General features: G+C 63.5%; 18 protein-coding genes and 4 tRNA genes. 18 read left to right on the top strand and 4 right to left on the bottom strand.

Going from position 1 to position 19592, the window contains the following annotated elements; all coding sequences use genetic code 11:
• Positions 1 to 142: 142 nt before the first annotated feature.
• The 14 genes from accD to CAG29_RS19970 all read left to right on the top strand — a co-directional run bounded on the left by accD (position 143) and on the right by CAG29_RS19970 (position 13816).
• Positions 143 to 1063 carry an acetyl-CoA carboxylase, carboxyltransferase subunit beta gene (accD, locus tag CAG29_RS20035; protein ID WP_085577486.1) on the top strand — a complete coding sequence of 307 codons (921 nt, stop codon included), beginning with the start codon at positions 143 to 145 and terminating at the stop codon, positions 1061 to 1063.
• Positions 1060 to 2367: a bifunctional tetrahydrofolate synthase/dihydrofolate synthase gene (folC, locus tag CAG29_RS20030; protein WP_085695020.1), complete on the top strand. Its 1308-nt coding sequence runs from the start codon at positions 1060 to 1062 to the stop codon at positions 2365 to 2367. Before accD ends, folC begins: the two co-directional genes overlap by 4 nt.
• A complete protein-coding gene (locus CAG29_RS20025; RefSeq protein WP_085577484.1) occupies positions 2351 to 3028 on the top strand; it encodes an SPOR domain-containing protein in 678 nt (225 codons plus the stop codon). Before folC ends, CAG29_RS20025 begins: the two co-directional genes overlap by 17 nt.
• Before the next feature lie 98 nt (positions 3029 to 3126).
• On the top strand, positions 3127 to 3687 hold the full coding sequence (locus CAG29_RS20020) for a CvpA family protein (RefSeq protein ID WP_085577483.1): 561 nt from the start codon (positions 3127 to 3129) through the stop codon (positions 3685 to 3687).
• A gap of 41 nt (positions 3688 to 3728) precedes the next feature.
• The gene (purF, locus tag CAG29_RS20015; protein WP_085577482.1) at positions 3729 to 5234 is read left to right on the top strand and encodes an amidophosphoribosyltransferase; all 1506 of its coding nucleotides are present in this window, start codon (positions 3729 to 3731) and stop codon (positions 5232 to 5234) included.
• Positions 5235 to 5314: 80 nt separating this feature from the next.
• Positions 5315 to 6526 (top strand): O-succinylhomoserine sulfhydrylase, encoded by a 1212-nt coding sequence (locus CAG29_RS20010; RefSeq protein WP_085577481.1) that lies wholly within the window; start codon positions 5315 to 5317, stop codon positions 6524 to 6526.
• A gap of 5 nt (positions 6527 to 6531) precedes the next feature.
• On the top strand, positions 6532 to 7299 hold the full coding sequence (locus CAG29_RS20005; RefSeq protein WP_371856081.1) for an SDR family oxidoreductase: 768 nt from the start codon (positions 6532 to 6534) through the stop codon (positions 7297 to 7299).
• Between the two features lie 129 nt (positions 7300 to 7428).
• Positions 7429 to 7504 (top strand) — tRNA-Val (locus CAG29_RS20000).
• A 54-nt stretch (positions 7505 to 7558) separates the two neighbouring features.
• A tRNA-Asp gene (locus CAG29_RS19995) sits at positions 7559 to 7635 on the top strand.
• A 94-nt stretch (positions 7636 to 7729) separates the two neighbouring features.
• A tRNA-Asp gene (locus CAG29_RS19990) sits at positions 7730 to 7806 on the top strand.
• A 435-nt stretch (positions 7807 to 8241) separates the two neighbouring features.
• Positions 8242 to 11073: a xanthine dehydrogenase family protein molybdopterin-binding subunit gene (locus tag CAG29_RS19985; RefSeq protein ID WP_085631450.1), complete on the top strand. Its 2832-nt coding sequence runs from the start codon at positions 8242 to 8244 to the stop codon at positions 11071 to 11073.
• Positions 11066 to 11605 (top strand): (2Fe-2S)-binding protein, encoded by a 540-nt coding sequence (locus CAG29_RS19980; protein WP_085656944.1) that lies wholly within the window; start codon positions 11066 to 11068, stop codon positions 11603 to 11605. Before CAG29_RS19985 ends, CAG29_RS19980 begins: the two co-directional genes overlap by 8 nt.
• A gap of 2 nt (positions 11606 to 11607) precedes the next feature.
• Entirely contained in the window at positions 11608 to 12843 is a 1236-nt protein-coding gene (locus CAG29_RS19975) for a cytochrome c (protein ID WP_085577477.1), read from the top strand.
• Position 12844: 1 nt separating this feature from the next.
• Positions 12845 to 13816, top strand: a complete 972-nt coding sequence (locus CAG29_RS19970; RefSeq protein ID WP_085577476.1) for an XdhC family protein — start codon at positions 12845 to 12847, stop codon at positions 13814 to 13816.
• A gap of 63 nt (positions 13817 to 13879) precedes the next feature.
• Here CAG29_RS19970 and CAG29_RS19965 read toward each other — a convergent pair whose 3' ends face one another.
• Positions 13880 to 15163 carry an FAD-binding oxidoreductase gene (locus CAG29_RS19965; protein WP_085695019.1) on the bottom strand — a complete coding sequence of 428 codons (1284 nt, stop codon included), beginning with the start codon at positions 15161 to 15163 and terminating at the stop codon, positions 13880 to 13882.
• Positions 15164 to 15347: 184 nt separating this feature from the next.
• Between CAG29_RS19965 and CAG29_RS19960 the strand changes: the two genes are divergently transcribed.
• Together CAG29_RS19960 and CAG29_RS19955 are read left to right on the top strand one after the other, a co-directional pair.
• Positions 15348 to 15424, top strand: a tRNA-Val gene (locus CAG29_RS19960).
• Between the two features lie 529 nt (positions 15425 to 15953).
• Positions 15954 to 16409, top strand: coding sequence for a DUF2214 family protein (locus tag CAG29_RS19955; protein ID WP_085577474.1), 456 nt, complete (start codon positions 15954 to 15956; stop codon positions 16407 to 16409).
• Positions 16410 to 16600: 191 nt separating this feature from the next.
• Here the strand turns inward: CAG29_RS19955 and csrA are convergent, their stop codons facing one another.
• The gene (gene csrA / locus CAG29_RS19950; protein ID WP_003179932.1) at positions 16601 to 16795 is read right to left on the bottom strand and encodes a carbon storage regulator CsrA; all 195 of its coding nucleotides are present in this window, start codon (positions 16793 to 16795) and stop codon (positions 16601 to 16603) included.
• Positions 16796 to 17044: 249 nt separating this feature from the next.
• On the opposite strand from csrA, the gene CAG29_RS19945 reads away from it, so the two are divergent.
• Entirely contained in the window at positions 17045 to 17413 is a 369-nt protein-coding gene (locus CAG29_RS19945; protein WP_085577473.1) for a penicillin-binding protein activator LpoB, read from the top strand.
• A gap of 87 nt (positions 17414 to 17500) precedes the next feature.
• The gene (locus CAG29_RS19940) at positions 17501 to 18412 is read left to right on the top strand and encodes a siderophore-interacting protein (RefSeq protein ID WP_085695018.1); all 912 of its coding nucleotides are present in this window, start codon (positions 17501 to 17503) and stop codon (positions 18410 to 18412) included.
• Between the two features lie 54 nt (positions 18413 to 18466).
• On the opposite strand, the gene CAG29_RS19935 is transcribed toward CAG29_RS19940, so the two are convergent.
• Both CAG29_RS19935 and CAG29_RS19930 read right to left on the bottom strand, forming a co-directional pair.
• On the bottom strand, positions 18467 to 19156 hold the full coding sequence (locus CAG29_RS19935; protein ID WP_085577471.1) for an endonuclease: 690 nt from the start codon (positions 19154 to 19156) through the stop codon (positions 18467 to 18469).
• A 4-nt stretch (positions 19157 to 19160) separates the two neighbouring features.
• Positions 19161 to 19430, bottom strand: coding sequence for a DUF1654 domain-containing protein (locus CAG29_RS19930; protein WP_085577470.1), 270 nt, complete (start codon positions 19428 to 19430; stop codon positions 19161 to 19163).
• Positions 19431 to 19592: the final 162 nt, after the last annotated feature.

The raw sequence follows: 19592 nt of genomic DNA, 5'->3' as shown, positions 1-19592 counted from the left end.
GGATGTTTGGATTGCGCGCAAGGTCGCTTCACGCCGACCCGGCAGTCCACCGGTCATCGCCGCACACAATGAATTTAGCTGAAGGGCATACGCGGGGCCGCGAACCAGAGCGTTCGGGCCGCCGGTACTGGAGAAAGAAAGCATGAGCAACTGGTTGGTAGACAAACTGATCCCTTCGATCATGCGTTCGGAGGTCAAGAAGAGCTCGGTGCCTGAAGGCCTGTGGCACAAGTGCCCGTCCTGCGAGGCTGTGCTGTACCGTCCCGAGCTGGAAAAGACCCTGGACGTTTGCCCCAAGTGCAACCACCACATGCGCATCGGCGCACGTGCGCGCATCGACATCTTCCTGGATGCCGAAGGCCGCAGCGAACTGGGCGCCGACCTGGAACCGGTCGACCGCCTGAAGTTCCGTGACGGCAAGAAGTACAAGGACCGCCTGACCGCTGCGCAGAAGCAGACCGGCGAAAAAGACGCCCTGATCTCCATGAGCGGCACCCTGCTGGGCATGCCGGTGGTGGTGTCGGCGTTCGAATTCAACTTCATGGGTGGCTCCATGGGCGCCATCGTCGGTGAGCGCTTCGTGCGCGCCGCCAACTACGCCCTGGAAAACCGTTGCCCGATGATCTGCTTCGCCGCCTCCGGTGGCGCGCGCATGCAGGAAGCCCTGATCTCGCTGATGCAGATGGCCAAGACCTCGGCGGTGCTGGCGCGCCTGCGCGAAGAAGGCATTCCGTTCATCTCCGTACTGACCGACCCTGTCTACGGCGGCGTTTCCGCTAGCCTCGCGATGCTCGGCGACGTGATCGTCGGCGAGCCGAAGGCCCTGATCGGCTTCGCAGGCCCGCGCGTGATCGAACAAACCGTGCGCGAAAAACTGCCGGAAGGCTTCCAGCGCAGCGAGTTCCTGCTGGAGCACGGCGCCATCGACATGATCGTCGACCGCCGCGAGCTGCGTCCGCGCCTGGGCAACCTGCTGGCGCAACTGACCGGCCAGCCGACGCCGACCTACGTCGCCGCTCCGGTCGAGCCGATCGTCGTTCCGCCGGTGCCTGCCAACGTATGACCGAGCGCACCCTTGGCGAGTGGCTCGCCTACCTTGAGCAGTTGCATCCCTCGGCCATCGACATGGGCCTTGAGCGTTCGCAACAGGTAGCGTCCCGCATGGGGCTGGGCCAGCCGGCGCCTCGGGTGATCACGGTCACCGGCACCAACGGCAAGGGTTCGACCTGCGCATTCGTGGCCTCGCTGCTGCGGGCGCAGGGCCTGAGCGTCGGTGTCTACAATTCTCCGCACCTGCTGCGCTACAACGAGCGGGTGCAGCTCAACGGCGTCGAAGCCACCGACGCGCAGCTGTGCGAAGCCTTTGCGGCGGTCGAGGCAGGGCGCGGCGACACTTCCCTCACTTACTTCGAAATGGGCACCCTGGCGGCGTTCTGGCTGTTCCAGCGCGCGGGGCTCGATGCGGTGGTGCTGGAAGTCGGCCTGGGCGGGCGCCTGGATACGGTCAATGTGGTGGACGCCGATCTCGCGCTGGTCACCAGCATCGGCGTCGATCATGCCGATTATCTGGGCGATACCCGCGAATCCGTGGCCTTCGAAAAGGCCGGCATCTTCCGCCCAGGCAAGCCGGCGCTGTGCGGCGACCTGAATCCTCCGCAGCCGTTGCTCGACAAGGCCCGTGAGCTGGCGTGCCCGTTTTTCCTGCGCGGGCGCGATTTCGATCTCGGCGTGACCGAGCGGAACTGGCAATGGCGCGGTACGGATGCCCAGGGGCAGGCTGTCGAATTGCGAGACTTGCCGCTGCTCGACCTGCCGATGGAAAACGCCGCGCTGGCGCTGCAGGCCTATCTCGTGTCGGGTCTGCCGTGGGATTCTGCGCGGATCGTCAGTGCGTTGCAGGCGACCCGCGTGGTCGGCCGGCTCGACCGGCGCTCGTTCGACTGGCACGGCAAGCGTCTGAACCTGTTGCTGGATGTGGGCCACAACCCGCATGCGGCGGAGTACCTGGCCCAGCGCCTGGCGGCGCGGCCACCGGTCGGCAAGCGCCTGGCGGTGTTCGGCCTGCTGGCGGACAAGGATCTGGATGGCGTCGTCGGCGCGTTGAATGCTAGTGTCCAGCACTGGGCCGTGGCACCGCTGGATTCGGCGCGGGCCCGTCCGGTCGCCGAACTGCATGCGGCGTTGCAGGGGCTCGGTGCGTCGGTCACGTCCTACGACAGCGTGGCGGCCGCCCTGGAAGGGCAGTGCGCCGTGGCCACGGACGAAGACGAGATTCTGTTGTTCGGATCATTTTATTGTGTTGCCGAGGCCCTCGAATGGCTGGCCCGGCGCTCCACGGAGGAAGCGGCAGATGGCATTGCTGGATAAGGCGTACAAACAGCGCATGGTCGGCGCCCTGGTGCTGGTGGCGCTGGCGGTGATCTTTTTGCCGATGCTGTTTTCCCGTCAGGACGAGCAGCGTCAGGTGACCGTCGATGCCCCGTCCGCGCCGCAGGCGCCTGCCGTGGCGCAAGTGCAGATGGAGCCGGTGGCGGTGCCTGAGCCGCAAGCCTTGCCGCAAGAGCCGGTGCCGAGCGATGAAGACGTCGCCGAGCAATCGGCGCCTGCGATGCCGATTGCGCCGGCCGCGCCTGCACCAGCCCCTGCACCGGCCGCGCCGGTCGCGGCGGCGAAGCCGGTGGCCCCTGCGCCGGCGCCGGTGGTGAAGCCGGCCCCCGCTCCGGCCCAGCCGATTGCCGCGGCAGCGGCCAAACCGGACACCAGCGCAAGCCGCGTCGATGCGAACGGCCTGTCGGTGAGCTGGTCGGTGCAACTGGCCAGCCTGTCGAGTCGCGCCAGTGCCGAAAGCCTGCAGAAAACCCTGCGCAGCCAGGGCTACAACGCCTACATCCGTTCCGCCGACGGCAAGAACCGGGTGTTCGTGGGGCCGCTGATCGAGCGCGCCGAGGCCGACCGTCTGCGGGATCTGCTCAGCCGCCAGCAGAACCTCAAGGGGTTCGTCGTGCGTTTCCAGCCTGAGCGCGGCTGAAAACTATCGTCCCGATTGAAATGCACTGACAATCGCAGCTTACCGACAGCCCTGGGCTCTGCTAAAATGCGCCGCCTTATCCGTCTGTAGGCTGCACTGTGCCATTTACCTGGGTTGACTGGGCGATCGTTGCAATCGTCGCCATCTCCGCTTTGATCAGTCTGAGCCGCGGCTTCGTCAAGGAAGCGCTATCGCTGGTGACCTGGATCATCGCAGGAGCGGTTGCCTGGATGTTCGGTGGCTCACTGTCCGAATACCTCGCCGGATACATCCAGACTCCGTCGGCCCGTGTGATCACGGGCTGTGCCATCATGTTTGTCGCCACGCTGATCGTGGGCGCAATGATCAATTACCTCATCGGCGAACTGGTTCGCGTCACCGGACTGTCCGGTACCGACCGGTTCCTGGGCATGGCTTTCGGCGCGGCGCGTGGCGTGCTGCTGGTGGTCGTGGCCGTCGGGCTCTTGAGCCTGGGGCCGGTGCAGCAGGACGGGTGGTGGAAAGAATCACAGCTCGTGCCAAAGTTTCTATTGGTCGCCGACTGGTCCAAGAACCTGATTCTCGGGTGGAGCAGTCAGTGGCTTGCCAGCGGTATCAGCGTACCCGCTGAAATACCGTTCAAGGAGCAGCTCTTGCCGTCGGCCAAAACGCCGCAGTGAGTGTTGTTCAGTTCAGATCCATTAAGTAGGGGTTGCGTCGCATGTGTGGCATCGTCGGTATCGTCGGTAAGTCGAACGTCAATCAGGCGCTGTATGACGCGCTAACCGTGCTCCAGCACCGCGGCCAGGACGCTGCCGGTATCGTGACCAGCCATGACGGCCGGTTGTTCCTGCGCAAGGACAATGGCCTGGTGCGTGACGTGTTCCAGCAGCGTCACATGCAGCGTCTGGTGGGCCACATGGGGATCGGCCACGTCCGTTACCCGACCGCCGGCAGCTCGACCTCGGCCGAAGCCCAACCGTTCTATGTGAACTCGCCTTACGGCATCACCCTGGCGCACAACGGCAACCTGACCAACGTCGAACAGTTGGCCAAGGAGATCTACGAGTCCGACCTGCGCCACGTCAACACCAGTTCCGACTCGGAAGTGCTGCTCAACGTGTTCGCCCACGAGCTGGCCCAGCGCGGCAAGCTGCAGCCGACCGAAGAGGACGTGTTCGCCGCCGTGACCGACGTGCACAACCGTTGCGTCGGCGGTTATGCGGTGGTGGCGATGATCACCGGCTACGGCATCGTCGGTTTCCGCGATCCGCACGGCATCCGCCCGATCGTGTTCGGCCAGCGTCACACCGACGAAGGCGTCGAGTACATGATCGCCTCCGAAAGCGTTTCCCTGGATGTGCTCGGTTTCACCCTGATCCGCGACCTGGCGCCGGGCGAGGCTGTATACATCACCGAAGACGGCAAGCTGCACACCCGTCAGTGCGCGACCAACCCGTCCCTGACCCCGTGCATCTTCGAGCACGTCTACCTGGCGCGTCCGGACTCGATCATCGACGGCGTGTCGGTGTACAAGGCCCGTCTGCGCATGGGCGAGAAGCTGGCCGAGAAGATCCAGCGCGAGCGTCCGGACCACGACATCGACGTGGTCATCCCGATCCCGGACACCAGCCGCACCGCCGCCCTGGAGCTGGCCAACCACCTGGGCGTGAAGTTCCGCGAAGGCTTCGTCAAGAACCGCTACATCGGCCGTACCTTCATCATGCCCGGCCAGGCCGCGCGCAAGAAATCGGTGCGCCAGAAGCTCAACGCCATCGAACTGGAGTTCCGCGGCAAGAACGTGATGCTGGTGGACGACTCCATCGTGCGCGGCACCACCTGCAAGCAGATCATCCAGATGGCCCGAGAAGCCGGCGCGAAGAACGTCTACTTCTGCTCCGCGGCCCCGGCCGTGCGCTTCCCGAACGTGTACGGCATCGACATGCCGAGCGCCCACGAGCTGATCGCCCACAACCGTTCGACCCAGGACGTGGCCGACCTGATCGGCGCCGACTGGCTGGTCTACCAGGACCTGCCTGACTTGATCGAAGCCGTCGGCGGCGGCAAGATCAAGATCGAACAGTTCGACTGTGCGGTGTTCGACGGCAAGTACGTCACCGGCGACGTCGACGAGGCGTACCTGAACAAGATCGAGCAGGCGCGCAACGATGCCTCCAAGGCCAAGACCCAGGCGGTCAGCGCGATCATCGATCTGTACAACAACTGAGTTTCCACCGGCCCTGAGGGGCCGGTTTTGCATCTGTCGCAAGACGTTCATTTATCAGGATCAGGGCAAGGAGTGACAGCATGAGTCAGGAATGGGATGCCGGTCGGCTGGACAGCGACCTCGAAGGCGTAGCGTTCGATACCCTGGCCGTACGTGCCGGTCAGCACCGTACGCCGGAAGGCGAGCACGGCGATCCGATGTTCTTCACCTCCAGCTACGTGTTCCGCACCGCGGCCGATGCGGCGGCGCGCTTTGCCGGGGAAGTGCCGGGCAACGTCTATTCGCGCTACACCAACCCGACCGTGCGCGCGTTCGAAGAGCGCATCGCCGCGCTGGAAGGCGCCGAACAGGCGGTCGCCACCGCCACCGGCATGGCCGCGATCATGGCGGTGGTGATGAGTCTGTGCAGCGCGGGCGACCATGTGCTGGTCTCGCGCAGCGTGTTCGGCTCGACCATCAGCCTGTTCGAGAAGTACTTCAAGCGCTTCGGCGTGGAAGTCGATTACGTGCCGCTGGCGGACCTGTCGGCATGGGACGCGGCGATCAAGGCCAACACCAAGTTGCTGTTCGTCGAGTCGCCGTCCAACCCGCTGGCGGAACTGGTGGACATCGCCGCGCTGTCGGAAATCGCCCATGCCAAGGGCGCGATGCTGGTGGTCGACAACTGCTTCTGCACCCCGGCCTTGCAGCAGCCGCTGAAGCTGGGCGCGGACATCGTCGTGCATTCGGCGACCAAGTTCATCGACGGCCAGGGCCGTTGCATGGGCGGCGTGGTCGCCGGCCGCAGCGAGCAGATGAAGGAAGTGGTCGGTTTCCTGCGCACCGCAGGGCCGACCCTGAGCCCGTTCAACGCCTGGGTCTTCCTCAAGGGCCTGGAAACCCTGAACCTGCGGATGAAGGCGCACTGCGCCAACGCCCAGCAACTGGCCGAATGGCTGGAGAAGCAGGACGGCATCGAGAAAGTGCACTACGCCGGCCTCGAAAGCCATCCGCAGCATGAGCTGGCCCGTCGTCAGCAGAAGGGTTTCGGAGCGGTGGTGAGCTTCGAGGTCAAGGGCGGCAAGGAAGGGGCGTGGCGTTTCATCGACGCGACCCGGCTGGTGTCGATCACGGCCAACCTGGGTGACAGCAAGACCACCATCACCCACCCGAGCACCACGTCCCACGGTCGCCTGGCGCCGCAGGAGCGTGAGGCGGCGGGCATCCGCGACAGCCTGATCCGCGTGGCGGTCGGCCTGGAAGACGTGGCGGACCTGCAGGCCGATCTGTCCCGCGGGCTGGCGGCATTGTGATCGAGCTGCCGGCTCAGGTCGCAGGCGCCCATGGCCGTGTCGCACTGGTCACGGGCGCGGCGCGCGGCATCGGTCTGGGTATCGCGGCCTGGCTCATCAGCGAAGGCTGGCGGGTGGTGCTGACCGACCTGGATCGCGTGCGCGGCGCCAAAGTGGCCAAGGTGCTGGGCGAAAACGCCTGGTTCATCGCCATGGACGTGGCGGACGAGGGGCAGGTGGCGACGGGCGTGGCCGAGGTGCTGGGGCAGTTCGGCCGGCTGGACGCGCTGGTGTGCAACGCGGCGGTGGCCGATCCGCACAACATCACCCTGGAAAGCCTCGATCTGGCCTGGTGGAACCGGGTGCTGGCGGTGAACCTCAGCGGCCCGATGCTGCTGGCCAAGCACTGTGCGCCGTACCTGCGCGCGCACAGCGGCGCCATCGTCAATCTGGCGTCGACCCGTGCGCGGCAATCGGAACCGGACACCGAGGCCTATGCGGCGAGCAAGGGCGGCCTGCTGGCCCTGACCCATGCGCTGGCCATCAGCCTCGGGCCGGAGATCCGCGTCAATGCCGTCAGCCCCGGCTGGATCGATGCGCGGGATCCTTCCGTGCGTCGCGCCGAGCCGTTGACCGACACCGATCACGCTCAGCATCCGGCGGGCAGGGTAGGGACGGTCGAAGATGTGGCGGCGATGGTGTCCTGGCTGCTGTCGAAGAACGCCGGGTTCGTCACGGGCCAGGAGTTTGTGGTCGATGGCGGCATGACCAAGAAGATGATCTATTCCGAATAGGTGGCGGGTTTGAGCAGCGGTTTGCGGTGCCCTGATTGAAACGATTTCGTCTTTTTCAGAAAAACTTCAAGCAGGGTATTGACTTAGCTTCGGCACCTGCGTAAATTTCGCGGCCTCGGAGATGCAAACGGGTGATTAGCTCAGCTGGGAGAGCGTCTGCCTTACAAGCAGAATGTCGGCGGTTCGATCCCGTCATCACCCACCACTCCCGAGAGTCTTGCGAAAGCAAGATGGAAGGCTGAAATGCCTCCACCGACGCGCAGCGGTAGTTCAGTCGGTTAGAATACCGGCCTGTCACGCCGGGGGTCGCGGGTTCGAGTCCCGTCCGCTGCGCCATTTTTAACGAGTCAGGCAATGCCTGGTTCGCGATTGCAAAGCACCGAAGCTTTCAATCAAAACGAGTTATCCGGACGCAAGTCCACAGCGATACGCAGCGGTAGTTCAGTCGGTTAGAATACCGGCCTGTCACGCCGGGGGTCGCGGGTTCGAGTCCCGTCCGCTGCGCCATATCTGTTTCGAGGACTACTGAACGCCTCGAAGCGCCGAAGCAAGCCAACTGGCTGATTCGGATCGATAACAAAGACCCTGGTCGAAAGACCGGGGTTTTTTGTGCCTGAAATTTGTCCTTCCTCCATTCCCTCCCTCATGCCGCCCGCATTCAACACCAATCCCGGTGGGGGCGAGCCTGCTCGCGATAGCGTTCTCTCAGTCGATGCAGATGCGGAAAAGTCCGAAGACTTCGCAAGCAAAATTTTTGATTCTTTAGTCAAATTTTTGTGTCCAGTTGTTTGCTGCTGGCGCAGAAACCTTTAAAGTTAACCTTTCGGTCAGCTTTGCATGCTCATCGCAGCCCTTCGCTTCGCCAGAAAGGGCTTCAGCAAGACTCGAGATTCCCCGTAGATAACCAGAAGGGCGGATTCATAACCGCCCAAAGGATGATCCATGTCCAACCGTGAAATATCCCGGCGTTCGTTCCTTCAGGGCGGGCTCGTAGCCGGCGTGAGCGTCACGCTTGCGCCGATCGGCAGCCCGGCGCTGGCCGCCTTGATGGAAAACAGCGTGACCGTGCCGTCCGAGCAGTGGCTCGGCCACAACGGCAAGGCGCGCCAACGCAACGATGCCTTGTCCAAGGTCTGCGGCAGCAAGGTCTTTGCCCGCGACATCCGTGCCAAGGACATGCCGGGCTGGCCCGGCCAGCAGGGCCACGCCATGCTGCTGAAGACCATCAAGGCCGACCGCATCTATGACGGTTACGACCTGTCGTGGCTGGGTGCCGAACTGCAGCCTGACCGCATCGTCACCGCCGCCGACCTGGACAAGGACGGCATCGTGTTCCCGGAAGAGCACGCTCCGGATCCGCTGCTGCCGCCGGGCAAGGTGCCGATGTTCATCGGTCACCCCGTGGCGATCCTGATCTGGAACGACTTCGAGCGCTTCCGTCGGGCCAAGGCCAAACTCAAGTTCAATGACAAAGCGATCCGCTACGGCGCCCAGGTGCCGTTCTACGAAGGCGATCCTTACGGCAGTTTCCGCTACGTGCGCGTCGGCGGCCCGACCTCGGCGGACGAGGACGAGTTCGCCAGCCTCAAGGATTCGATCCTGTTCCCGATGCTGCGCAACCGCCGTCCGGTCTGGAACGCTCAGCCGAACCTGCACGGCAACCTGACCGAGCGCGGCCTGTTCTACGCCGAGCGCATGAAGCAGCAGATCGACACGCCGCCGGACAACTGGCTGGTGTTCGACGAACGCTACAAGACACCGTCGATCGAGCCGGCCGCCATGGAGCCGGACAACGGCAACGGCTGGTACGACCCGGCGACCAAGACCCTGCACTTCGTGGTCGCTACCCAATGCCCGCTGGAAACCGCCACCGAGACCGCGAAGATGATCGCGCCGTCGCGCTTCGGCCTGGCCCATCTCAACCTGCACCCGGGCTACACGGTGGGTTACGGCTCCAAGGACCACAACATTTTCGTCTACTACGCAGCCCTGGCCGCGCTGTACGGCGCCGGTGTGCCGGTGCGCCTGGCCAACGACCGCTACGAGCAGTTCCAGAGCGGCATCAAGCGCCATCCGTTCGACATCCGCTATCAGCTGGCGGTGGACAAGGACGACCACAGCTTCAAGATCTTCCGCGCCGAGATGAGCGTCGACGGCGGCGGCCGCATCAACTACAGCCCTTCGGTGGCGGCGGTGGGCGCCACGGCGGCGCAGTCGATCTACTACATGCCGCAGAACGACCTGCAGGTCACCGCTTACCATTCCCGCGCCGTCGAGGCCGGCTCCATGCGTGGTTACGGCACCCTGCAGAGCATGGCCTCCACCGAAATGATGGTCGATGAAATCGCCGGCCGTCTCGGTGTCGACGCCATCGACCTGCGCCGCAAGAACGCGCTGCGCTCGGGGATGAAGAACACCCAGGGCGCGATCCCGGCCGGTGCGCTGCGCCTGCACGAGATTCTCGACAAGGCCTCGCTGCACGAAGTCTGGCGCAACCGCGACGCGATCAAGAAACAGCGCGAGGCGGCGGATCCGGACAACTGGTACGGCGTCGGTTTCGCCATCTGCCAGAAAGACTTCGGCACCGGTTCCGAGGCGCCGATGGCGAGCATCGAGTTCACGGCCGACGGGCGCATTTCCCTGCGCCACATCGGCATCGAGATCGGCACCGGCATGTCCACTTCGCAGGCGCTGGTGGTGGCCGATTTCCTCGGCAGCCCGGCCCACGACGTGAAGACCGGCGAAACCGAATGGAAGGAAATGCAGCTGGTCACCGCCGGCAACCCTTACATCATGAGCCAGGCCGAGCAGGACAACTTCCTGCGCAACCCGCGCTGGGTCGGCAAGCTGGCGTCGGCCTCCTCGGCGACCAACTCCGCGTACTACTTCAGCCATGCCACCCGTGAAGCGGCGCGTGTGCTGTTCAACCATGGCCTGTGGCCGGCAGCGCTGGAGATCTGGCGTCAGGGCCCGTACGGCGGCCAGGCCAACCCTTACGTGGTGCGCCGTGAAGATGCGCATTGGGTCGACGGCAAGCTGACCGCCAACGGCATGCAGCCGTTGAGTTTCGAAGAGCTGGCCCGGCGCGCCCACGAGCGCGGCCTGGTGACCGGCGCCACGGTGCACGGCTTCAACCGCTGGAGCTGGGCCGAGGCCGAATTCAGTATTGACGGCGTGCGTGAGCGCCTGCCGCTCGACGGCCTGGCGGTGAAGTACGGCGACGGCGCGCCGAAGGCGAAACAGGCGCAGATGACCAGCGCCGGTTTCCACCTGCTGGATCGGCAGAACGTCGCCTATCCGGTCGTTCAACTGAACAACGCGGCCGTGACCTACTACAGCCCGGTGGCGACGCTGGTGGAGCTGAAGGTCAACAAAGGTTCGGCTGAAGTCGAAGTGCTCAACCACCATTCGTGGCTGGAATGCGGACGGGTGCTGGTGGAGGAACTGGTCAAGGGGCAGCTCGAAGGCGGCATCGCCATGGGCATCGGTCACGCCTTGATGGAAGAGATGCCGTTGTACGAAGGCGGGCCGGGGGAGGGCGACTGGAACTTCAACCGCTACCGCTTGCCGATGGCGCGTCACGTGGCTGTTTGGAAGCAGACGGCGGAAATCCTGCCGCCGCTGTCGCCGAGCGACCCGTCCAAGGGCATCGCCGAGGTGGTGATGATCCCCGTGGTCGGCGCCATCGGCAACGCCGTGGCCCATGCCATCGGTAAACGTGTCCGCGACTTGCCTATCACCGCTGCCCGCATCAAGGAGGCCCTCAATGGCTAACCGTCCGCTTCAACTGACCCTCAACGGTCAACCCGTAGGTCCAGTGGACATCCCTGATGACCTGCCGATGATCGACTACCTGCACGAGCACGAAAACCTGACCGGCTCGCGCCTGGGCTGCGGCCAGGGCATCTGCCATGCCTGCGTGGTGATCGTCGACAACCCGGACGGCACCAGCGAGGAAGTGCGCACCTGCATCACCGGTGCGCATTACTTCGAGGGCAAGAAAGTCCGCACCATCGAAGGCCACGCCAAGCGTGACGAGCAAGGGCGCGTCAGCGAGCTGAACCCGATCCAGCAGCGTTTCGTCGATGAGTTCGCCTTCCAGTGCAGCTACTGCGCACCGGGCTTCGTCAACGCCGCGACGGTGCTGGTGGAAAAGCTTCAGCGCCAGCCAGTGGCCAAAAGCAAGCTGGAACAAGTCATCGAGGACAGCCTCGGTCATCACGTCTGCCGCTGCACCGGGTACGTGCGTTACTACAACGCCACCCGCAACGTGCTGACCGATCTCGGCCTGGTCAAGGAGGGTTGAGCATGAAGCGTACATTGACCCGTCTGGCCCTGGCGGTCGGGCTGGCTGCGCCGGCGTTCCTGGCCCATGCGGACGACCAGGCCAAGCGCGGCGAATACCTCGCCCGCGCCGCCGACTGCATGGCCTGCCATACCGCGCCGGGCGGCGCGCCGTTTGCCGGCGGGCTGCCGATCGTGTCGCCGTTCGGTACGATCTACGGCACCAACATCACGCCGAGCAAGGAGCATGGCATCGGTCTCTACACTGATGACGAGTTCTTCGCTGCGCTCACCGAAGGCAAGCGCCGTGACGGCGCCAACCTGTATCCGGCGATGCCGTACACCTCGTATCACCTGATGCCGCGTGCGGACTCGGACGCGATCCATGCGTACCTGAAGACCATCGAGCCGATCGAGCGTCCGGCACCGGTGACCAGCCTGAGCTTCCCGTTCAACGTGCGCCTGGGCCTGATGGGCTGGAACATGCTTTACGGCAAGGACGTGAAGCTGGAGTCCGGTGAAGGCAAAAGCGAGGCCTGGAAGCGCGGCCAGTACATGGTCGACGTCCTCGGCCACTGCGGCGAATGCCACACGCCGCGCGGCCTGCCGGGCGCGATGCAGCAAGACAAACGCATGACCGGCGGCATTCTCAACGGCTATCTGGCGCCGAGCCTGCTGGCCACCGACCTGGCGGCGCGTGGCTGGAATCACCAGGACCTGAGCGCGTTCCTCAAGCACGGCATGAGCGCTCAGGGCACGATGTTCAACGAGATGTTCCCGGTGTTCCACAACAGCACCCAGGGCCTGAACGATCCGGACCTGGCGGCGATGGCGACGTTCCTGCTCGGCGATCAACCGCCGAAGGCAAAAGAATTGGCTGAGGTGCCGCTGGACAAGCTCAGCCCGAGCGCCCAGCGCGGCCGTCAGGAATACCTGAACGTCTGCGCCGGTTGCCATGCCGCCGGCGGCGAAGGCAAACCGCACATCGCGGTGGCCATGCGCGGCAACACCACGCTGCGGCTGGAGGATCCACGCAACCTGCTGCGGGTGATCGATGACGGCATCGGCGAGCAGAAGTTCGCCGGCTTCGAACACATGCAGCCGATGCCGGGCTTCGCCGACAAGCTCAGTGCCGAGCAACTGACCGACCTGCTTAACTACCTGCGCGAAGGCTGGGGCGGTCAGGCCGGGGATCTGGCCGTGGGCGACGTGCAGAAGCTGCGGGCCGATGCGCCGTCCGTCGAGCACAAGGCGCATTGACATGCAGCATCTGGACCTGCAAGTCGTGCGTCGGGCGCTGGAGTGGTCCGTCGCCGGCCAGCGCCTGTGGTTGTGCACGGTGCTGGCCACCTATGGCTCGGCGCCCCGTGCGCCGGGCTCGCTGCTGGCGGTCAACGACAGCGGGCAGTGGATCGGTTCGTTGTCCGGCGGATGCGTCGAGGAAGACTTTCTCGAACGGGTTGCCGAAGGTGCGTTTTTCGAGGCGGTGAATGTGGTGCGCTACGGGGAGGGCGAGGACCCGCGTTCGCGGGTCAGCCTGCCCTGCGGCGGCATTCTCGATGTGCTGGTAGAGAAATTTGACGCCGGTTGCGACGTGCAGGCGCATTTGCGCGAACTGGAGTCGGCACTGCTGGGGCATTCCCGTCTGATCCGTGAGGTCGACCTGGCCAGCGGTGCCCGTGCAGTGTTGGCCGATGCCGAGCAAGGCGCGCGGATCGAACGTGAAATCGACCGGGTCAGGATCCGTATCGGCGCCGCGCAGCGCTTGCTGCTGGCGGGCTACTCCAGCGTGGCGCAGGCGTGTGCCGAGTTTGCGCTGGGCCTCGGCTTCGAGGTGATCCTGTGCGATCCGCGGGACGAGGTGCTGGAGGGGGTGGTACTGGAGGGTGTGGAGATCCGTCGGCAACTGCCGTCGGTGTTCATCGCCGAAGGCGGCTGCCATCGTGACACTGCAGTGGTAGCCCTGACGCACGATCCGCGCATCGATGACCTGGCGATGATGGAGGCGGTGCGCACCGAGGCGTTCTACATCGGCGTGATGGGGTCGGTGCAGACCTCTCAGAAGCGTTTCGAGCGCTTGCGCCGGATCGGCGGCTTGGGCGAGGCGCAGCTTGCGCGGATCCATGCGCCCATCGGGCTCAACCTGGGCAGCAAGACGCCTGCCGAAATTGCCTTGGCGGTGCTGGCCGATATCTTGCGGATCCGCAGCGGCATCGCTCGGGACAGCCTCTGAAACAATTGCGGCGAGGGAGCAGATGCCCTCGCCGCAAGTGTTTCTGCCGTCAGGTAATGGTGGTCAGACGCCCAACTTGTCGCGCAATCCGTAATACCAGGCGCCCAGCGCCGCGAACGGCGTGCGCAGCATCTGGCCGCCGGGGAACGGGTAGTGCGGCAAGTCGGCGAACGCATCGAAGCGCTCGGCCTGGCCGCGCAATGCCTCGGCCAGCACCTTGCCCGCCAGGTGCGTGTAGGTCACGCCGTGGCCGCTGCACCCTTGGGAGTAATAGATGTTGTCGCCCAGGCGCCCCACCTGCGGCAAGCGCGACAGCGTCAGCAGGAAGTTGCCGGTCCAGGCGTAATCGATCTTCACATCCTTGAGCTGCGGGAAAGCCTTGAGCATTTTCGGGCGGATGATCGCCTCGATGTTGGCCGGATCCCGGGCGCCGTACACCACGCCGCCACCGAAGATCAGGCGCTTGTCGCCCGTCAGGCGGTAGTAGTCCAGCAGATAGTTGCAGTCCTCGACGCAGTAGTCCTGCGGCAGCAGTGACCTGGCCAGTTCCTCGCCCAGCGGTTCGGTGGTGATCACCTGAGTGCCGCACGGCATCGATTTGGCCGCCAGCTCCGGCACCAGGTTGCCAAGGTAGGCGTTGCCCGCGACGATGATGAACTTCGCCCTGACCTTGCCTTGCGGTGTGTGCACCACCGGATTGGCGCCGCGTTCGATGCGCACGGCAGGCGACTGCTCGTAGATAGTGCCGCCCAGGGACTCCACGGCGGCCGCTTCGCCCAGTGCCAGGTTCAGCGGGTGGATGTGGCCGCCGCTCATGTCGAGCATGCCGCCGACGTATTGATCGCAAGCCACCACTTCGCGGATGCGGCGTTGGTCGAGCAGTTCCAGCTGGGTATGGCCGAAACGCTCCCACAGGCGCTTCTGCGACTCCAGGTGGCCCATCTGCTTGGCCGAGAGCGCGGCGAACACGCCGCCGTCCTTCAGGTCGCACTGAATGTTGTACCGGGCGACGCGCTCGCGGATGATCCGGCCGCCCTCGAAGGCCATCTGCCCGAGCAGTTGCGCCTGTTTCCGGCCGACGGTGCGTTCGATCACATCGATGTCGCGGCTGTAGCTGTTGACGATCTGCCCGCCGTTTCGGCCCGACGCGCCGAAACCGACCTTGGCGGCTTCCAGCACCGTCACGCGAAAACCGTTCTCCAGCAGGAACAGGGCAGAGGACAGCCCCGTATAGCCAGCCCCGATCACACAGACATCCGTCTCCACGTCATCCTGCAGGGCCGGGCGGGCCGGTGCGGCGTTGGCCGACGCAGCGTAATAAGACTCTGGGTAAGGGGTGTTCGCCATCCTGCTGCCTCTGTTTAATATATTTTACGAGTGCGACGATCCTACCCGGTTTGAAAAACCTCCGCCAGCCACCGGAAAATCTTCTTTATCGGGGTGAAATTAAAAATTTTGCATATTCATAGGGTTAGGTGAAAAAAAAGGTGTTGACACCCCTCCGGAATTCCGTAGAATGCCGCCTCACAGCAGGCACGTAGCTCAGTTGGTTAGAGCACCACCTTGACATGGTGGGGGTCGTTGGTTCGAGTCCAATCGTGCCTACCAAACAAAATCCGCTCTGCTGGGCGGTCTAGAAGGGGTCACCGGAAACGGTGACCCCTTTTTGCTTTCTGTCATTTGCAAAGCTTTTGCAAAACTTTTGCAAACCCCACTTCAATCGGCAAGTCGTTGACCTCGACGAATCCGAATTTCTGAAGCTTCCTCGCGACTCCTTTTCCTTTGCATACAATTCGCAGGAATGTGCACCGCCTCTGTGCCTTTTCTTTGAGCGACCCTGAAAAATATGTGGATATTTAATGGGTTACGATTTTTTTTAACTGACCGGTTATCAAAAATACGTTGTTACAGCTCGTATAATTCAGTAACATTCGCCCCGCGTTCACCACCACGGTTTATGCATTTTTAAATCCCAAGCTTCCATCAGCTGCTTGGGATTTTTTTTGCCTGCGATTTGCCTCCTTCCTTCAGAAAGCGCCCGGGCGCCCTTGCATGTGCGCCTGCATCGGGCGAGTTCGCGCTTTTTCAGCTACTACTGTCTGGCCGAACGACAAGGCTGCCTGACGGGAGTGCATCGATGCTGGTTCACTGGATTCTTGCTGCGGTTCATTTGTTGGCTGTCTCTTTGGGGTTCTGGGCTGTGCTGACCCGAGGGACGGCGTTCAGCCGTCTTGCCGTTGGAGAGGGGGCTGTGGGGCGTGTGCTGCTGGCCGACAACCTGTGGGGGATCTCGGCGTTGATTCTGTTGGTCAGCGGAGGAATGCGCGCCTTTGGGGGCTATGAGAAGGGCACCGACTACTATCTGCATCAGCCGCTGTTCCACCTGAAGATGACGTTGTTCGTGCTGATCCTGCTGTTGGAGCTTGCGCCGATGGTGACGTTGATCAAGTGGCGCATCGCCTTGGCGCGCGGCGGAGTGCCCGATATGAGCCGCGCCAGGCTGTTTGCGCGCATCAGTCATGCCGAGGCGCTGTTGCTGGTGCTGATGGTGGTGGCGGCTACCGGGATGGCGCGAGGGGTGGTCTTCGCTTAGGAGGGTGCAATTCCCTGCTGCTTAAGGGAAATGTCTGACAGCCATCCTTGGGCGGTGTGGTTAGTATTGGGCGGGGCAAAGGAAGGGGGCATGGCAGGCGCCGTGACCAATGAAGCAGAGGCAATACGGCGCTGAATCTTTAGCCAGCCATCACACGAAGGCAGCGGACTGGCTAGCGACTGCGGCAGGGCTCAAGGGGTTTGCGGCTTGTCCGGAGCGGTCAGGCCGGCCTGGATGCGCTGATAGATCTCTTCACGGTGCACCGCAACGTTCTTTGGAGCGTTGATGCCGATTCGGACCTGCTGGCCGCTGACACCGAGGATGGTGATCGTAATGTCATCGCCAATGTTAATGCTTTCACCGACTTTGCGGGTGAGTATCAGCATGGTGTTCTCCTTGATTGCTTTGTAGGGCACCTGATTCGGACAGTGCAGAGTCGGTGGTACGTATAGATTAGTGCGAAGTCTCGCGGTTTGGGTGCATCTTTCTGACGCGCAGACGAGGCATTAATTCCCAGCGCGTCACTATACAGGGGCCGCAATCATCAATCTCGTTGTTTTGTGGTGATTTTGCGGCGTTCGTGAAGTATTCGCGAATGCTAAGATGCCGCCTTTGTGATTTTCGAGGGAAGCGTTGTGCGCAAACTGGTCTGGGTCGTCGCGGCATTGGCATTGGCGGGTTGTGGAGAGGGCAAGAATGTCGCGGGGCAAAAGCCGCAGCCGGCTGCGGTGACGTCATCCGCTGTCGTTCCTGCTGCCCAGTGGGATCTGGAAGTGCGCGGTGAAACCACGCAGGCGGTCAGCGACCTCAGCGGCTGGCTGATCGAGCATGCCTTCGTGCCCAACGTCATCAAGGATGCCGCCGGCAACACCCGCATCCTGCTGGGGCCGTTCAACTCCAAGGCCGAAGCCGAGGCGCGCCAGGCCGATCTGAGCGCTGCGTTGGTGCGGGCGAAAAAGCAGAACATCGAATCGCTGGTCATCGAGCGCAATACGGCGCAGTGACACGTCCGTTCGGCGGAGCCGGGTAAAGGAAGTCCTGTCTGACTCGTTTTCTTGAGAGTCACCGACGATTTCCAGAAGGAGCGATCCATGGCCTCCGCCACCCCCTACAAGCTGTTCGATGTCGTATTGCACCGCAAAGTCCAGCTGACGCCGCATCTGATGAGGATCACGCTGGCCGGTTCCGCCGTCACGGACATGGCGACATGGGCGCCTGATCAGCGGGTGAAGCTGTTCTTTCCGGCGGCTGACGGCTCGCCCTCGAAGCTGTCGCAGGGGGAAGGCTGGTACAGCCGTTTCCGGGCGATGCTGGCCGACCGGCGTCCGGCGATGCGCACCTACACCATTCGCCAACTGCGTGCGGAGCTTGGCGAGGTGGACGTCGATTTTGTCCTGCATGGCGAAACCGGGCCGGCTTCCCGTTGGGCGTTGAGGGCGCAGCCGGGGGCGTCCATGCAGATGCTGGCGCCCGACCGGCGTTTTTCGGCCGAGGAAGCCGGGGGCTTCGAATGGAGGCCGCCGCAGACGCTCAGGCATGTTCTGCTGGTCGCCGATCCGACAGCGTTGCCGGCGGCCATGGGGATTCTCGAAGCCCTGGCGCCGCTCGCGGAGCCGCCGCAGGTTCAGGCCTACTTCGAGGTCGACAGTGCGCAGGACATGCTCCCGGTTCCCGACTGGCCCGGGCTTTCGGTGCAGTGGCTCGTCCGGGAGCAGGCGGGTGGCGCCGTGGCGGGAGCGCTGATGGTGGAGGCGGTGAAGGGGGCGGCATTGCCTGTCGATTCGTCGCCGGCGGGGCGGGCGGTCGAGTTGGCCGACGTCGATATCGACAAGGAGATCCTTTGGGAAATCGCTGAAGCGTCCGCCGAAGGTTTCTACGGCTGGGTCGCCGGTGAATCTGCCGCCGTCATGAGCCTGCGTCGGCATCTGATCAAGGAGCGCGGCATTCCTCGCGAGTCGCTCAACCTGATGGGCTACTGGCGTTACGACAAGGCCGGCAGTTGAGCACAAAAAAGGCCTCGGGCATCAAGCGCGAGGCCTTTTGTATTGAGTGAGCGGTCAGCCGCACGCTTTCAGGTTCACCGGCCCGACGAAGTCGTTGCCGCGTCCCATCACGCACGCCACGCTCTGGTTGCGCTGCCGTTCCCAGTCCTGCACCGGGTAGGTCTTGTCCCACGCCTCATACAATTGGCGGTCCTGTTTTGACAGCCGCAGGCCGTACTGTTTGCTCATGTAGAAGTACGTTCGGGCGATCATGCCGCGGATAGAGGGGCGGGGCATGACTTTCTTGGCCTTGAAGTCGACTTGGGTCAGGCAGGCGCCGTATTGGCCTTTCTCTTCCGGCAGCCATCCGTAGCTGAAGTTGCTGCGGTCGCCGTTGACCTCGCCGATGCTCGGCACCAGGTTGTGCAGATCGGCTTCGGCCTTTTGGTAGGACGGGTCGTAGCGGGTGCAGTTCTTGCGTCCGCCTTCCTGCCAGCACTGGCGCTGGTGGCCGAATTCCCAGGCCGGGACAATGTGCTCCCACTCGATGCGCGATGCGCGTTTGGCGTTCTTGCGAGGCACATAGCCGCACGCGGCAAGGTCGACCTTGTTGCCGGTGTACTTGCAGCCGCAGTAGAACTCGGTCGATTGCGGGGCGTAGAGCTTCCAGGCGACCTTCTTGGCTTCGGTGAAGGTGCGCGGGGCACCGGCCTGGGCTCCCAGGGAGATGAACAGCAACAGCAAGGCAAAGCAGCGGACACTCATTGGATCAGTCTTCCTTCGGTACAACCCAGAAAATCTGCACGCCACCGTCGTCGCGGTAGGCGAGGGTGACGTTGTCGTTCTCGTCGATCTCTTCCAGCAAGCGCTCCCAGGCGTCCTCCGGTTCGTCCGGCAGGCGAAAGATCAGTGCGGCTCTGGCTTTTTGTGCGGTGGGGGCGTTGATGATTTTTTGAATGCGCATGCCCATGCGTTCGTAAGCGTCAGGAGCATCAGGGGAGGTGGCCACGAGGTTATCCTTATTAAGCTGTACGTGCATACAGTATTTAACTGTAGGCGATTTCGCAACTGCTTAAAAAACAAGAGGATCCTCTGACAACGGTTTTCCGTTTTTGGCAGGGATTGCGCGATATTTTTTTGCCGGGGAACCACCCGTCACGGATGACGGGTGGTGGCTGTCCGAGCCGGAACCGGTCGGGCG

It is taken from the genome of Pseudomonas sp. B7(2017) (genome assembly GCF_002112745.1).
GTDB classification, from domain to species: Bacteria; Pseudomonadota; Gammaproteobacteria; order Pseudomonadales; family Pseudomonadaceae; genus Aquipseudomonas; species Aquipseudomonas ekonensis.
Note: the sequence above shows the minus strand (reverse complement) of the source record. Positions and strands in the feature narration are given on the sequence as shown.